Below are 15,743 nucleotides of genomic sequence, written 5' to 3'. Positions count from 1 at the left end.
CTAAAAAAAGAGAGTGGGACAGAAATCGGTAATTCGTTAGAATTCGATTTCGTCGTCCCACCTCCGCACAGTTGAGTAGGGCTGTAAAAGCTGATGAAATCAGCATAGTAGAGCCCACTCAACCACTGCGTCTTGCTCGACAATCCAAAAATAATTGAGAGGCTAGGACTTTTGTCCCAGCCTCTTCATTTTAAAACCCAGCGACAAACTCCTTGATGGCTTGGGCCAGTTCATAGGGTTTCTCGGTATTGAGTAGATGACCTCCGTCTGCGATTTCTTGATAGCGGCCTTTTGGCAGGAGCTTGGCCAATTTTTTAGAAGAAGATTGATTGGCCCAATCTTTGCTGCCACAAATAACCAAGCTAGGGAGAGAGCAAGCTTTAACGGTATCGGTTAAATTGAGCCCTTTTAATTCGGTCAAAATTTGAAGCATCTGTTGTTTATTGGCATCTTGTTTTTCAAAGACATGCTTGGGAAGTAGACGAAAGAGAAGGATCTGGAGCCGATAGAGGGGGTTGGTGTTGAGTTTGTATTGAGTTCCTGCAAGGACCAAGCCCTTGAGTTGCGGGAAGTCTTGTCTGGAGAGATCAAGAGCGAGCACGCCACCTAGTGAGAGTCCTACCAGAATAAAGGGTTCGCTTTCTTGCTGGAGGCGCTCCATCAACCTTTCTTTAACTTCCTGATAGCTTTCTTTTGGATGGGAGAAAATATCAAAAGTTTTGGAGTGCAAGGGTGAAAGTGCAAATTGGACTCCTTGCCAAGAGAGGACATCCTGTCCTAGTCCATGTAAAAAAATCAGTTTCATCAGGAATCCTTTCTTTGAAAATCGAGTTCGTAGAGACCACGAAGAGCATTGCAGGCATAAATACGATCGGCGTCTATTAAATCGTTCAGAGTTAAGAGTTTTTCTTCAACCTGCTGGGTCTCAAGAAGATGGCGCCGATAAATGCCATCGAGTAAGGGGAGGTGAGCTAGTGGGGTATAGAGTTGTCCCTCTATCTCCAGCACCAGATTGCCAATCGTCGTCTCTAGCAAGCTTCCGTCTGGCAGATGAAAAATTTGCTCGTGATCTGACTGGCCTAGATGGTCTCTCTGACTCGTTTTGAAATAAGTAAATGGCGTCGCTAAATCAAGCTTCTGCTCGGTCAGTTGGGCCTGTAGATAGCTAGCTGGCAAGTCGGTCAGCTCCGTGATCTCTAGGTGGAAGGTCCCGTTTTTTTGCAAGGCAATCCGACAACGATAGTCAAGGTTGAGATCTAAATGAGCGAGTTCTTCTTGAAGTTCTTTCAGGAGCTTCGACTCATCATAAGGATATGCAAAGTAGCGACTAGCTTCTCTCAAGCGTGTTACATGTTGGTCGAGGAAAGTCAACTCTCCTTGGTGGATGCAGCCAGTCGTCAGGAGCTCAAAGCGAGGTTCTTGCCGGTAGAGGACAGCCGATTTTTGCTTGGTTTCCTGGTATTCACCTTCCCATTTGCTGTCCCAAGTGATGCCTCCTCCCACGCCATAGATGGCTTGATTCCCCTGCATTTGAAGGGTCCGGATGGCTACATTAAAAATCCGTTTCCCTTTTGGAAGAAGGATGCCGATCGTTCCACAGTAGACACCTCGAGGAGACTTCTCCGTCTTTTGGATGATTTCCATAGTGGAGATCTTCGGTGCTCCTGTAATCGAGCCACAAGGAAAGAGAGCTCGGAAGGTTTGGATCAGGTCGATTTCAGCTCGTAAGCGACTTTCAATGGTCGAGGTCATCTGCCAAACAGTGGAGTATTGCTCGACTTGGCAGAGATGGGTCACATGCTCACTTCCAATCTCCGAAATCCGATTCATGTCATTGCGCAGGAGATCCACAATCATCATGTTTTCCGCCCGATTTTTGGGGTCTGCTTCTAGCCATGCTGCCTCTTGAAGATCCGTTTGGTTGGTGAGACCGCGACGAGTTGTTCCCTTCATGGGGCGCGTGGTCAGTAGCCGGTCGTCTTGCTCAAAAAAGAGCTCAGGACTGATGGAGAGGATGGAGACATCATCGTGCTGGATGAAGGCATTGTAATGGGCCTTCTGCTCTACCACTAAGCGGTTGTAGATGGCGAGAGGATCAGACTTTAGCTCTTGAGAAAGCTGGACGGTGTAGTTGACTTGGTAGGTGTCTCCCTGGCGGATGTGGTGATGGATGGTCTTGATCGCTTCTTGGTAGGCAGGAGCCTCGACCTCTTCCTTCCAATTGGCTGGAAGGTCCACAGCCTCGTAGTCCTCTGGGAAAGGAAGGGTTTCGACCTCTTGGTGGATGGTGAAGTAGAGGAGATACTCTCCCATGAGGGGTGCAGGATGGACAGCTAATTTTTTCTCAAAAGCAGGAGCAGCCTCATAGCTGACATAGCCAACGGCATAAAAACCAGCCTCCTGATAGGCTTCTACCTCTCTTAGAAGAGTCTCTACCTGGTCGATGTCTCTGGTTTTTAATTCCTTTATGGGCTTGGTGAAAAGATGTCTCAATCCAAGTTCTTTAAAATCAATAATCGTTTGTTTATGCATGCTTTGAGTATATCAAAAATAGAGGAAAAAAGGTAGATCAGGTTCTAAAGATTCCTTGCCTAGGCCTCTCTTTCATGCTAAAATAACCATAGAATCTGCATTTTGCAAGGAGTAGGAACATGCAAAAGAATTCCCTCTATAACACTTCCAGTATTAGTCTGTTTCAATACCTCTTTGCGATTGCAGTGATTTTGGTGCATAGTGGTCGCTTAACATCCTATGAACCACTGCATTTTGGACTCAAGAGCATCCTTGGACGGCTAGCGGTGCCGTTTTTTATCATCTGTGCTAGCTTTTTTCTCAAGCAATCCCTAAAGGATGCAAGGAAAATGAAAGCCTATCTGGTTAGAATCGTTAAAACCTATGTATTTTGGAGTTGTGTCTATCTCCCCTATGCCTGGATCTTTTTTTCTAGTCTCCAACTCCCTGTCTATCTCTTTCCAGCAGGAGTCTTGATTGCTCTAGTCTACCTGGGGATGTGCTACCAACTCTGGTATATCCCAGCCTTTTTGCTGGGCTGGTTTTTGGTCAATCAACTGGTTAAACGCTTGGGCATGGTTTGGACAGGGGTGATCACCTTGCTCCTCTATTGCTGGGGCTTGATTGAGACCTATTCGGCTTACCTGGACACCACGAGTCTTCTAAAAGGCTACCAGCTCTATAGCAACCTATTTTTCACAGCGCGAAATGGTCTCTTCTATACGCCTATTTTTATCTTTATGGGTTATTATCTGTATGATCATTTTGATTCACCAAGCTTTAGGGTTCACCGTTGGCAAAAAGTAGCTCTTGCCTTTGGTTTGCTCTGTCTAGAAGGGATCATCATTTTTCAACATGAAGGAATCGATAAGAACTTTTTCTTTCTCCTTCCCTTTGTGACCGTTTATTTTGTCAATGCCTGCCTGCGATCGTCCTTTTTGAAAAGCTATGATTTGCAGTATTTAAAACAGATGAGTATGGCCCTTTACTTTTCCCATCCGATCTTTATCGAGTTGGCACGCTATGGCTTTAGGACTCTCCCTCTTTCTTATCCCGATAGGGGCAAGCTGATTTTTGTGGTGGCCTTGTTTGGAAGCCATCTCTTTGGAGTGGCCATGCTGTGGGTACGAGATAGAAGGGAAAAACAAAAGATTCCTTCAAATGGTGAAGAGTTAGATGAAATAACCGACCAATAGTAGGGTGTACAAACCTCAAACAGTTGTGTTTGAGGTTTTTTGTATGGACAAATTAAGGGAGGATAAGGATTGTTAGGCCTGCTTCACCTCATTTATAGATGTTTCATTTGATTGCCCTTGGATAGAAGGAAGGGGAAATCATTACCAGATAGTGACTTATAATATAGACATTAGCGCAAACAATGTCTATATTATTAAATATTTATTATTTAATTTGAAAAGCAATAGATATTCTAAAAAATAATTGATAAAATTAAAGGGAGGGCCTTTTTGGAAGGCTAACAAAAGTAAGGAGATAAAACATGAAAAAGCTTAGTTCATTATGGAAAAACTTTTTGAAAAAAGGTTTTGCCATTTTAACGATTCTCATGATGCTAGGCCAGCTTGGTCAAGGGGCTGTAACTGCCTATGCCAACCAGCTAGCAGTTGGAGATAACGGGGCCTTGGATGTTACCCTCTTGTATGGGGATAAACAAGACCATCCAGGTGGCATGTCCTATTTTACAGGGGATACCATGTCTGGCTATATCCAGATCACCCCTAAGAATTTGACAACGGATATTAATGAAGTAACGGTGACCTTGAAGGTTCCTGGAAAGTACTTACGAGAAGTTAGTTTCCCTGACTTCAATAGTGCTTCAGAGCATGACAAACCAACAGTTACAAAAGTTGGGGATGATTATCAAGTCACACTTCACTTTAACAATTACCAAAAGTCAGAGGTCCTAACTCTACCATTTATTGGAAAATTTAAAGTCGGTTATGCACCGACCAATTATTCATTGGATATTACGGGTACCTTGAATATCAATGGTCAAGAAGCAAAACTCAATGATATCATTTGGAAACCCAAGTACAATGACTATCGCTTAACCAAGTATATCAACCAAAACTTGAACGAAGCCATGTCCAAGGACTATGCGGAAGCAATGCCAGGTATTGTCAAAGGGGCTGACGGAAAAAATTATATTGAAACCCCATCATCTGTTCCATTTGCATTTCAATTGGAGGGAATGCAAGGACAGTATGGGGGACAATATCGTCAATTAGAATCAGTAACGCTTACCGATAAGTTGCCAACCTATACAGATAAAAATGGCAATACCCGGACAGCAGTTTTAGATACAGCTAAGTCTGAAGGCTGGGTAGATAATGGAGATGGCACCGTTTCTAAGACGTTTACAGCAGATGCAAACGGTAATCCAGCAGCTTATCACCAAGAATTCATGGCAAAAATCAAGAATACAAGTTACCTCTACTTGAAATTCCCGGATTTAGTATTAGAGAAGGATCAAACGCTGAAGGATGTTCTCAGTAAGGATTTGACAAATACAGGTAGTGTTGTTGGGATCCCTGCTAACCGTGGAGAGGGAGAACCGGATATTACAGCTGAAGATTCTCTTATTTTCCGCTTGACCTCTCGTGACCTGGAAGGGGCTGGAAGTTTTGCCAAAAAAGCAGATGGTGATGTCTATGATTCAACTGAATACAAGGCAGCAAACTATAAATGGATCATCGCTTTTGATAATAAAACTCCTTCGACACAAAAGAATTTTGTTTTCTATGATGAGACAGTGGACTCTCGGTTAAAATTCACCAAGATTGATTACGCTCGTCTTATGCAAGGAAATTACGGTATTGGTGAGTATATCAGTAAATACGTAAAACGCTTGATCCTTACTTTAGAAGATGGTAGTACGAAAGAAATTCAGTCAGAAGCAGATAAAGACGGGAACGGTCTAATTGATTTGACCAAGTATGGAACCGTTGTGGGCTGGCGGATGGAAATGAAGGATGATTTTGTCCTTCAATCTGGTCAGGGAATTACCCTCAATAGCTATACAAGCTTCAAGGATCCTGAAAAGACGCGTTACGATGAAACGGATGCGACCAAAAATGTCTACAAGAACACAGGCCGTGTGACCTATAAAACACAGTCAAATGTTGCCAAAGATCAGTCAGCAGATTGGACTTTCAAGCTGATCCCTATGAAGGAAAGTTTTGAAATCGCAAAAAGGACTGATTACAATGATGTTCGCTATACTGATGGACAAAATATTCGTTTTGGTTTGATGGCAACCAAAGTAGTTTTAGATCCTGATAAGAATTATGGAGACCTACGGATTATTGATCTTTATGATCCGAATACCCTTAAAGTCGATTTTAAAGATTTTGAGAGAAACCTTGCCTCTAGTGAAAAAGGTATGAAATTCCTTAAGAGCTACGAGGTCATTGAAAATTACCACAATTCAGGTCGAACCGCTATTGTGATGCATTTGGACCAAAAAGAGTTTATTAAAGCTTCTCTTATGGATCTTAATCGTGTGCGTTTACCGTTTATCGTGGCCGATTTAAAAGGAAAAGATGACGGTGGGACCTTCACCAATAAAGTATATGTGGCAGGAGACGGAATCCACGATCTTGAAAATGCCAACCCTGATCGAGTTACTGAAGACGTGTATGACCTAAACGGGAATGGTTCAACAACGGATAAGATTCCTTATGCTCAATCAAACTATACAATTGTCGCAGCTGAAGGGATCTATGCCCGCAAATACATCGCTAAAAATGATGATCTATCCGATGCATCTACTGTTACTCGTACCTTCAAGCCTGGTGAAACCTTTAACTACAAGATCACCATTAAAAACAATACAGATAAGCCAGTCGAAGACGGAGTTGTTTACGATGCTCTACCAAAAGTACACGATGTCAATACCCTAGATGGGTCGAATCGTTTGACTGAATATACGGTTAGCCTCCGTGGACCTGTATCTGCCCCTGAAGGCTGGACAGTCTACTACACGACAGACTCTAGCGTCACAAGTGATACCATGGAGCAGGCAGCAGATAAGGATATCTGGACGACAGCCGTAGCAGATTACAGTCAAGTGACGGGTATCAAGTTTGTGGCGGATAAAGGAACGACCATTCCAGCCCGTAGCGAAGCAAACTTTGGTGTCCCAGTTGTTAACCCAACGGAGTTGACAGACGACGTCAAAGCCTTGATGCAAAAACGCACCAAAGATAATGAAGACAACGGTGGTCGTTCAGGTGTAGTCCAAGCCCATAACCAATTTGGTTACAAGGCCAAAGGCCACGAAGGAAACCGTGAATCCAATACCGTAACTGCACAAATCTTCTCAGCTGCTTTCCAAGTCAAGAAAGTGGATAAGGACAATCCGAAGAAAGTCCTTGAAGGTGCTGAATTTACCTTAACAGATGCAAATGGAGCTGTTGTTGCGACGGCAACTTCTGATAAGAATGGAAAACTTTCATTCAGTACCTTGACAGAAGGAACCTATACGCTCAAAGAAACACAGGCACCTGCAAATTACAAGTTGGATGAAACAGAACATGCAGTGGTTGTGACCTATGATGCAGACAAGCAAATCTACCACGTCACGGTGGATGGAAAAGCTGTCGGCTCAAAAGCTCTTCCTCTAGAAATCGCGAATGAAGCAGATATCAAGTATATCGATCTTGAAGCTTCAAAAGTTTGGGATGACCAAGACAACCAAGAAGGGCTTCGCCCAGAAAGTGTCGAATTCCAACTCTATAAGAATGGAAAAGCGGAAGGAAAACCAGTCACGGTCTCGGCTGCAACAGACTGGAAAGCTCACTTTACGAACCTTCCAGATAAAGACAGTGATGGCAAACTCAATACCTACACTGTTAAAGAAGTGAAAGTTCCGACTCATTATACGGTCGATACAGAAGAAGCTAGCTTCACAGATGGAAAAGCCACCATCACTAACAAGCGCACTCCTGAGACCACGACGGTTACAGTCAAGAAAGTCTGGGATGATGCACAAAACCAAGATGGTCTTCGCCCATCTACCATCAAAGTTCACCTCTTGGCAAATGGAACAGAGGTTCAAGCTCTTGATCTGACTGGTGAAGGAGATGAATGGACTCATACCTTCTCAGATCTACCAGTCTATAAAGATGGACAAAAAGTTGTCTACACAGTGACAGAAGACAAAGTGGACAATTACACCACTAAGATTGATGGCACTACAATTACCAATACTTACAAACCAGGTAAGACAAGCCTGACTGTTACGAAAAACTGGAAGGATGCCAATAACCAAGATGGCCTTCGTCCAAAAACAATCAAGGTTCAATTGTATGCTGGTGATCAAAAGGTTGGTAAGGCTGTTGAATTGTCAGCAGATAACAAATGGACCCATACCTTCTCAAACCTAGATGAGAAGAAAGCTGGCCAAGTTATCAACTATACAGTCAAAGAAATCGATGTTCCAGAAGGCTACACACAAGCCGTCGAAGCAAGCAATCCAGGTCAAGTAGTCGTGACCAACACGCACGAACCAGAAAAGACCAAAGTAGAAGTGAGCAAGAAGTGGGAAGATGGAGACAACCAAGACGGCCTTCGTCCAGCCAGCATTCAAGTTCAATTGTACAAAGATGGTCTTGCGACCGATCAAGTATTAGAACTTTCAGCTGCGAATGACTGGAAAGGTGCATTTGAAAACCTTGATGCCAAGGCAGCTGGAAAAGCAATTGCATATACAGTCAAAGAAGTAACTGTCCCAGATGGTTACAAAGTAACGGTAAATGATAAGGACAAGGCCAATGTTGTCTTGACCAATACGCATGAACCAGCTTTGACAGAGATGAAAGTCACGAAGAAATGGGAAGATGCCAACAACCAAGATGGTCTTCGTCCAAAATCCATTAAGGTTCAACTCTATGCTGGGGATGAAAAAGTAGGAGACCCAGTTGAATTGTCAGCGGACAATCAATGGACTCATACCTTTAGCAAATTAGCTGAAAAGAAAGCTGGTCAAGCTATCAGCTACCGTGTGGAAGAAGTCTCTGTTCCTGAAGGCTACCAAGTCACTGCCGATACCTCTGACGCTGCTCATACGATCTTGACCAATACGCATACGCCAGCGGTGATCGATATTCCAGTGACCAAGATTTGGAATGACCAAGACAATCAAGATGGTCTTCGTCCAGCAAGTATCGTTGTGAATCTTCTTGCCAATGGTGAAAAAGTTGCTCAAAAAGAACTCACGAATGCGACAGATTGGAAAGAAAGTTTCACAGGTCTACCAAAATTCAAGGATGGAAAAGAAATCGTCTATACTCTTCAAGAAGAGAAGGTAGCTGAATATACGACTACAATTGATCAGGCTGCTTATACCATTACCAATACCCATGCACCTGGTAAGACAAGCGTCACGGTCACTAAGAAGTGGGATGATGAGAATGACAAGGATGGAATTCGTCCGAAGAGTATTCGCGTTCAACTCTATGCCAATGATCAAAAAGTCGGTCAAGAAGTAGAATTGTCAGCTGAAAACAAGTGGACCCATACCTTTGCAGATTTAGATGAAAAAGCAAATGGAAACACCATCACTTATACAGTGAGAGAAGTCAGTGTTCCAAAGGGCTATGAAGCTCGTAACGACGAGGATGGTAAAGGAAATGTTGTGATTACTAACAAGCATGTTCCAAAAGAAACTCCAAAACAACCAACTCCTCCAAGTTCATCTGAACCAAAGAAACCGGGTCAACCTGAACCTAAAAAACCAAGCCAACCAGAGCCGAAGAAACCAGGCAAATTCTTAGGATTCTTACCAAATACGGGTACGACCATCTCTATTATTAGCCTAGTTTTAGCCTTTGTCTTGGCAAGCATTGCAGCTTATATTTTGAAGAAAAAGAAAAAATAAGCTAGTGCTTCCTTTATAAAATGAAACAAACACCAGAGATGGTGTTTGTTTTTTTATAGTGGCCTCTTATAATTGTCTTGCGATCATTCTCATGGGCGCTTGCTCTATTTTTTAATTCCCGAACGTTTTCAAAAAAAATTCAGAAAATTCTTGACTTCTATGAAAATCGGAGTATGATTAGTTGTGAACTGTTGAACAATCATTTTCAAGAAAATCCCTGATGTCGACTAAGGGATCTGTGAAAGGAGAAGCGGTTCAAATCGAAAATCTATAGAGCGTTGCGTCCGAAAGTCTAAACAGACACGGCTCTTTAAAAACAAAAGGAGAAGATTATGAAAACAGAACCGATTCATCGTACCAGTATGTGGAAATTTAAGTTAAGTGCTGCCACCATGACTTTGATTCCCGCTGCCGTGGGGATTAACTATGTTGCCAAAGCCTTGGCGGAGGGGTTAAAGTTGCCCGTTTGGCTGGGGTCTTTGGGAACCTTTCTTGCCAGTATGTTGGCTGGGCCGGTTGCCGGTGCCATCAGTGGTTTCATCAACAACGTGATCTATGGGCTGACCTTATCGCCAATTTCAACCGTGTATGCGATTACCAGCATCGGAATTGGGATTGCTGTCGGAGTTTTGCACGCCAATGGGTGGTTCTCGTCAGTGCGACGAGTATTTGTTTCTGCTATTATTATTGCCATCGTTTCAGCTGTCATTTCAACGCCACTCAACGTCATCTTTTGGGGTGGTCAGACCGGTATCGCTTGGGGTGACTCATTGTTTGCGGTAATGGTCGCCAATCATGCACCAGTGTGGCTGGCCTCATTTATCGATGAGTTTGTCTTGGATATTTTGGATAAAGTCTGCGTGGCCTACCTGGCATTCTTCATCTATCGTCAGCTGCCGAAGCGGATGGTGCACTTCTTTAGCGGTGATAAATGATGACTGATCAAACATTGATTTCTGGAGCGCCACGGGTCAAGCTCAAGTGGTACCAGGTGATCGATCCGATTACTAAGCTCTTGTTCATCTTGGATATGACGTTGTTGAGCTTTGCAAGTATGAATTTATTGCTTCAGGCCGGATTAATTCTTGTCGCAACACTGCTATTGTTATTTTCCAAATTGAGTTCTACCACCTTTAAGGCGCTAGGATTCAGCCTGTTTCTGATTTGCACTATGCTGATCATCCAAGGGTTATTTTACAGTCGGAATCAAACTGTGCTGTTTTCTGTGCTTGGGGTATCGTTCTACAAAGAAGGCCTGATTTACGCCACCACTCTGGGTTGTCGAGTATTGGTGATTATTTTGACCAGTGGCTTTTTTATGGTGACCACGAGTATTTCAGAAAACGCGGCCTATTTGGAACTGTCCGGATTGTCTTATAAAACCGTCTACGTTCTGATGTCGGTCTGTTATATTTTGCCGGAAATGATGCGCAATATGCGGAAAATCCAGCAGGCACAAAAAGTTCGCGGAACCAATCCGCAAAAAACGTTGATTCAGAAATTAAAGTCAGTCCTGCCGGTTCTAATTCCATTGGTGATTAAGACCTTGGATCAATCGATGGCGCGGTCGATTTCTCTCCAACTGAGAGGTTTTGATAATCCCAACCGGACTGTCAGAACCTCCCAGCGCGTGTATCGCCTGTCGCGGACGCTGCACATTGGTCTGACTGGATTGGCAATTTTATTGATTGGGTGGAAGATATGGACGAAGATAAACGGATTGTAATTGAAAATTTGACCACCCGTTATCCGGGTACTGAGCAACCACAACTGCGTCAAATTAACGCGGAGGTTCATACCGGCCAGGTGGTTGGGATTATCGGGAATAGCCACTCCGGCAAATCGACTTTGTGCCGTGTGCTGGCAGGAGTCATTCCCAAAATTGTGTCTGCTGAGATTGAGGGCGACTGGCACATGTTTGGCCAGCGAGTGTCCGACAATTGGCCGGTTTATAATGCCATGAATGGAGTTGTATTGCAAAATCCAGCTGGCCAACTAAGCGGGTTGGCAGACACGGTTGCCGATGAAATCGCCTTTGACTTGATTAATCAGGGAATGGCTGAAGGACTGATTCAAAAACGGGTTGAAGAAGTTGCCACGCAAATGGGGCTGATTGAACAGCTGAATTTGCGTCCCGAGAGCCTTTCCGGTGGTCAGAGCCAGCGGTTGGCAATTGCCACGGCGATTGCGGCTAACCCGGCTGTTTTGATTATGGATGATCCAACCAGTCAGATGGATCCCCTTGGCCGCCGACAATTTTTCCAATGGTTGGCCCAAGTCAAAGAGACGACTGTCTTCATTGTCACCAGTGAAATTGACGATTTGTGCGAAGTCGCCGACGTTGTGTGGGTGCTGCATGAGGGTCAAATGGTAGCCCAGGGCAGGCCGGGTGAGGTGTTTAATCATTTGGAAGCTGACTGGCAGATTCCAGCCCCGACAATCCAGCAACTTGCTCAAAAAATGGATTGGCACTTGGCTGATGGCCGGTATCCGGTGAATGACGCTGAACTGAAGGAGGTTTGTTATGTCCACAATTGAACTGAACGACCTGACGTTCACTTATCCGGAACGGTCCTTTAGCTTGGATGTTGAAGACAAACTCTTCGCCGATCCGATGGTGGCGATTGTCGGCCAAAATGGTGCCGGCAAATCAACGCTCTTCAAATTGTTGACGGGCTTGCTGACACCACAAACCGGTGTGATTAAGATCGATGGAGAAAATTTTAATGATCTTAAACCAGTCGAAAAGTTACTGAAGGTTGGGATTACTTTTCAGAATCCTGACGATCAGCTTTTCAACCCGACCGTTCAACGAGAGGTGGAGTGGAGTGTCGCGCAGGTCATGGATGACCACGACACGATTACGAGGCGGGCTTTAGCGGCTCTAAAAAGAGTTGGCTTGGATGATAAAACAGCTGAAAGTCCATATGACCTGTCATTGTCGGAACGCAAGCTGTTGAGCGTTGCCACAGTTTTGGCAGTGGATCCGGCGATTTATTTATTTGATGAGCCGATGATGTCGCTTGATTGGGAAAGCCGGCGCAAGTTGACCGCAATTTTCCATCAGTTGGCTGATTCGGGCCACCAAGTTGTGACCATCACCCATGACATGGATTGGGTCGCCGCCGAGTTTGAGTCGGTGTATGTTATGGAACACGGGAAGTTTGGCTTCGCCGGCAGTCCACGGGAATTGTTCAGCGATCACGAACTTGTCCAGCGAGTGGGATTACTACCACCGCGGATTATGGACATAGCGGAGTCGTTGGGTGATTCACAGACATATTTATCGGTTAATGATTATTGCCAGAAAAATCGAGATGTATAGAAAAAGTCACCTCTGCGGGTTTTCCAGGTTGAAGGATTAACTTCAGCTTCTGGCAAGAACTCACATGGGTGACTTTTGTGTTTAATAACGTTTCATGATCATCGGGTGCTTCCTCAGATCACTCGGTTTGATTTTACTTTGTTTCATGGTCATAATCATATACCATTTCTTTTGGATCTTTTGTTTGACTAATACAAAATAGGTCTTCATAGGTCTTCGCATTTTTAGCGCCCATTAGGATCATCAGTATAATTTTCTGAATTAGGAGACTGTCCCATCACTATTCGAACTTCGTCTCCCAACTTACGCTGTTCCCATTCATCCGCGAATCCTTTAAATCGCAATTCTGGAACTTTCTTTTTAACTGAATCATCTATTTTCGCCATAGTCCCCACCATTTTATTGGTTTTTCTTGATTTACCTTATCAACAGTCTAGTTGGTTGGTACCAATGGAGTAAGGCAGCTAAGAAAGGCTACTAGTAACAATCAATAAAATACAAGAGGTGGGCATGTTGCTTCACCTCTTTTTGTGATATACTAGAGTAGTTTTTGAGACCTTGTGGAAAAACTCTCATTTCAAAGAAGTAAAAGGAGAAAACATGGAGATCTTTTTGAGGAGTATATCAGGTATCCTCGTCATCCTGGGCATGATTTTAGTGGGCTTTGTCATTGGTGAAAAAGGCTGGTTCGATGACATGTCGCGTGGCCTACTTGCTAAATTGGTCACTCAAGTTGCTCTTCCCTGCTATATGCTTTACACCATCACGCAGCGCTTCACAGCAGCAGATCTACTTAAAATGTTGCCAGCCTTGCGGTTTCCTGCCCTGTCTATGGTTATTTTGCTTGGCATCGCGACAGGGGTAGCAAGGATCTTTGCAGTAAGACAAGACCGTCGTGGCCTCTTTATTTCCATGTTTTTTAATTCCAATACGATTTTCGTGGGGCTTCCCATTAACCAAGCCCTCTTTGGAGATGCCAGCATTCCCTATGTTTTGATCTATTACATGTGTAATACGACCTTTTTCTGGACTTTGGGAACTTATCTCATCCAGCAGGATGGTGAGGGAGAAGCGCAGTTTGATCTCAAAACCAGTCTGAAAAAAGTCTTTTCTCCTCCTCTCATGGGCTTTCTCTTAGGGCTAGTCTTGGTGATACTTCATATCAAGCTCCCTACCTTTTTAGCCAGTGATTTGCAGTATCTGGGCAATTTAACAACCCCTTTATCCATGATATTCATCGGCTTGTCGGTGTCTCATGTAGGCGTGAAGCAGTTGGTTCTGGGAAAAGATCAGCTATTGATTCTACTAGGTCGCTTCCTGGTTGCCCCTCTTTTGATGGCGACTATCGTTTACTGGATGCCTCTTCCAAGCCTGATGAAGCAAGTATTTATCATCCAGTCTGCCATGCCTGTGATGACCAATGCGCCAGTTGTTGCCAGACTCTACGGAGCTGATAGTGATTATGCAGCGGTCATGGTGACAGAGACAACCCTTGCAACCATGGTGGTGATCCCTATTCTCATGCTGTTGATGGCATAATAAATAGAAACTACAAAAGCTCAAGTTTTTTGAAAACCTGAGCTTTTCTTATATGAGAGCTAATAAAATTGTAATCACCAGAGCGATGCCCATCCGAATCAGGTGGTGGACTGGGTGGAAGTTTCCTTTGTGTTTTCCATTCCAATAGGCTCCGTAGCAAATCAAACCACATCCGATCAGCCAAAGGGCTAGAGAGACAATCGGTAAAAAGAAGTAGAGGATGAGAGATAAGGTCGCAAGGCTACTTCCGATGAGGAGAAATGTATTTCCTAAAGTGTGATTTCCCTTTTTAAATTCTGAAAGGGAGGCCAATAAGTGAAGAAGAACAAAAGCAAGGGCAAAGAAGGCTGTAAAAAAGCCGAGAAGAATTGGGAAGAACATAGGGTTTCCTTTCTAAGATATGATTGCCTGAGTACTATTTTTTATGACTGATTTTATGAAGAATCATAAATGATACTACAAGATTTAAAATAATAACCAATAAGGTAAAAAGAGAGTAACCATAAAGTTTAATTGGAAATTCATTTTTGAGATTGCAAAGAGCAAACAAACTTGTTAAAATGCCCGTTAACAACCCAGGCACATATTTTCGTATAACGATTGTTTGAATCAGATGTCCGAATACATGGTAGATATAAGCGATTATGATGCTTGCGTAAATGCTATAGTTATTAAACTGGTAACTAAGATATAGCGACGTCATTAGGATGAGAAATTGTTCCAAGACAATAAAGTTGAAAGCAAAAGGAGTGTAATAAGTTAGGATTCGATTGTTTGGATACTGGATTGATATTTTTTTGACAAAGGATGGCATCCAAACGATTTCTTCGAGTTCGTGAAGCATGAAGAGTGATGGAAATAGAAAGTAAAATTGCACGCTGGTCATTGAAAATACTCCCTTCTAGTTCGAGCCCACTTTTAGAATCTCCAAATAAAATTGGATGACTTCTTGTTCGGTGTAGGACTTGCCTTTTTTCAACCACCAGCTGAGGGTTTCGATGAAATGGCTGACGACCAGGTGTTTGAGATAGGAGTGGGGAATGTTAGGGTACGATTGGATGAGTTCGTCGGCTACCATTGGGTAGACATCGTGTTCTAGTTCTTTTCGCAGTTGCCGGATGAAATAATCGTTTTTAGAGAGCAAGAGACTGGTCACATGATCTTGATTTTTCTTGAAATGCTGAAAGATATGAGCTAGATAGTCTTGTGGTGAGAGGTGTTCAGCACGCTCAAAGAGATGGTGAAAGAGCTTTTGACAGAGTTCATCTAGCAATAATTCCTTACTCTCGTAATGGCTGTAAAAGGTCGAGCGCCCAACATCAGCAAGGTCTATGATTTCCTGAACCGTGATAGCCTCGTAGTCTTTTTGATTGAGTAGTTGTAAAAAAGCATTATAGATGGCTTTTCGAGTCTTAGTAATACGACGATCCTGAGCAGTCATATGGACACTTTGAACAAACTGTTCAGTAA

At 43.5% G+C, this 15,743-nt stretch carries 14 protein-coding genes; 7 read left to right on the top strand and 7 right to left on the bottom strand.

Going from position 1 to position 15,743, the window contains the following annotated elements:
- Window positions 1–190: 190 nt before the first annotated feature.
- Complete coding sequence (locus QM351_RS05820; protein ID WP_049506328.1) at window positions 191–805, bottom strand: alpha/beta fold hydrolase; 615 nt, start codon at window positions 803–805, stop codon at window positions 191–193.
- Window positions 805–2,532: an aminodeoxychorismate synthase component I gene (gene pabB / locus QM351_RS05815; RefSeq protein ID WP_414326944.1), complete on the bottom strand. Its 1,728-nt coding sequence runs from the start codon at window positions 2,530–2,532 to the stop codon at window positions 805–807. The genes QM351_RS05820 and pabB overlap by 1 nt, the downstream gene beginning before the upstream one ends.
- Before the next feature lie 119 nt (window positions 2,533–2,651).
- Between pabB and QM351_RS05810 the strand changes: the two genes are divergently transcribed.
- The 6 genes from QM351_RS05810 (at window position 2,652) to QM351_RS05785 (ending at window position 12,734) form a co-directional block, all read left to right on the top strand.
- Window positions 2,652–3,707 carry an acyltransferase family protein gene (locus QM351_RS05810; RefSeq protein ID WP_414326943.1) on the top strand — a complete coding sequence of 352 codons (1,056 nt, stop codon included), beginning with the start codon at window positions 2,652–2,654 and terminating at the stop codon, window positions 3,705–3,707.
- A 302-nt stretch (window positions 3,708–4,009) separates the two neighbouring features.
- Entirely contained in the window at window positions 4,010–9,409 is a 5,400-nt protein-coding gene (locus QM351_RS05805) for a Cna B-type domain-containing protein (RefSeq protein ID WP_414326941.1), read from the top strand.
- 332 nt (window positions 9,410–9,741) lie between these two features.
- The gene (locus tag QM351_RS05800; RefSeq protein ID WP_414326939.1) at window positions 9,742–10,344 is read left to right on the top strand and encodes an ECF transporter S component; all 603 of its coding nucleotides are present in this window, start codon (window positions 9,742–9,744) and stop codon (window positions 10,342–10,344) included.
- Window positions 10,344–11,135 carry an energy-coupling factor transporter transmembrane component T gene (locus tag QM351_RS05795; RefSeq protein WP_173018717.1) on the top strand — a complete coding sequence of 264 codons (792 nt, stop codon included), beginning with the start codon at window positions 10,344–10,346 and terminating at the stop codon, window positions 11,133–11,135. Before QM351_RS05800 ends, QM351_RS05795 begins: the two co-directional genes overlap by 1 nt.
- Window positions 11,111–11,947, top strand: a complete 837-nt coding sequence (locus tag QM351_RS05790) for an ABC transporter ATP-binding protein (RefSeq protein ID WP_024054604.1) — start codon at window positions 11,111–11,113, stop codon at window positions 11,945–11,947. The genes QM351_RS05795 and QM351_RS05790 overlap by 25 nt, the downstream gene beginning before the upstream one ends.
- Window positions 11,934–12,734 (top strand): energy-coupling factor ABC transporter ATP-binding protein, encoded by an 801-nt coding sequence (locus QM351_RS05785; protein ID WP_414326936.1) that lies wholly within the window; start codon window positions 11,934–11,936, stop codon window positions 12,732–12,734. Before QM351_RS05790 ends, QM351_RS05785 begins: the two co-directional genes overlap by 14 nt.
- A gap of 81 nt (window positions 12,735–12,815) precedes the next feature.
- Here QM351_RS05785 and QM351_RS05780 read toward each other — a convergent pair whose 3' ends face one another.
- Complete coding sequence (locus QM351_RS05780; RefSeq protein WP_002878297.1) at window positions 12,816–12,944, bottom strand: hypothetical protein; 129 nt, start codon at window positions 12,942–12,944, stop codon at window positions 12,816–12,818.
- A gap of 14 nt (window positions 12,945–12,958) precedes the next feature.
- Window positions 12,959–13,120, bottom strand: coding sequence for a hypothetical protein (locus QM351_RS05775; RefSeq protein WP_021153829.1), 162 nt, complete (start codon window positions 13,118–13,120; stop codon window positions 12,959–12,961).
- A 214-nt stretch (window positions 13,121–13,334) separates the two neighbouring features.
- Here QM351_RS05775 and QM351_RS05770 point away from each other — a divergent pair, with 214 nt between their 5' ends.
- Window positions 13,335–14,273 carry an AEC family transporter gene (locus tag QM351_RS05770; protein ID WP_414326933.1) on the top strand — a complete coding sequence of 313 codons (939 nt, stop codon included), beginning with the start codon at window positions 13,335–13,337 and terminating at the stop codon, window positions 14,271–14,273.
- 48 nt (window positions 14,274–14,321) lie between these two features.
- Here QM351_RS05770 and QM351_RS05765 read toward each other — a convergent pair whose 3' ends face one another.
- The 3 genes from QM351_RS05765 to QM351_RS05755 are packed head-to-tail and all read right to left on the bottom strand — an operon-like array spanning window position 14,322 to window position 15,714.
- Window positions 14,322–14,654: a hypothetical protein gene (locus tag QM351_RS05765; protein WP_049497946.1), complete on the bottom strand. Its 333-nt coding sequence runs from the start codon at window positions 14,652–14,654 to the stop codon at window positions 14,322–14,324.
- 34 nt (window positions 14,655–14,688) lie between these two features.
- Window positions 14,689–15,159: an HXXEE domain-containing protein gene (locus tag QM351_RS05760; protein WP_024054601.1), complete on the bottom strand. Its 471-nt coding sequence runs from the start codon at window positions 15,157–15,159 to the stop codon at window positions 14,689–14,691.
- A 15-nt stretch (window positions 15,160–15,174) separates the two neighbouring features.
- The gene (locus QM351_RS05755) at window positions 15,175–15,714 is read right to left on the bottom strand and encodes a TetR/AcrR family transcriptional regulator (protein ID WP_049497948.1); all 540 of its coding nucleotides are present in this window, start codon (window positions 15,712–15,714) and stop codon (window positions 15,175–15,177) included.
- Window positions 15,715–15,743 lie beyond the last annotated feature (29 nt).

Origin of the sequence: Streptococcus parasanguinis, from assembly GCF_047465465.1 — a bacterium.
In the GTDB taxonomy this organism is placed as follows: Bacteria; Bacillota; Bacilli; order Lactobacillales; family Streptococcaceae; genus Streptococcus; species Streptococcus parasanguinis_AI.
This window is presented reverse-complemented; position numbering and strand designations above follow the sequence as displayed.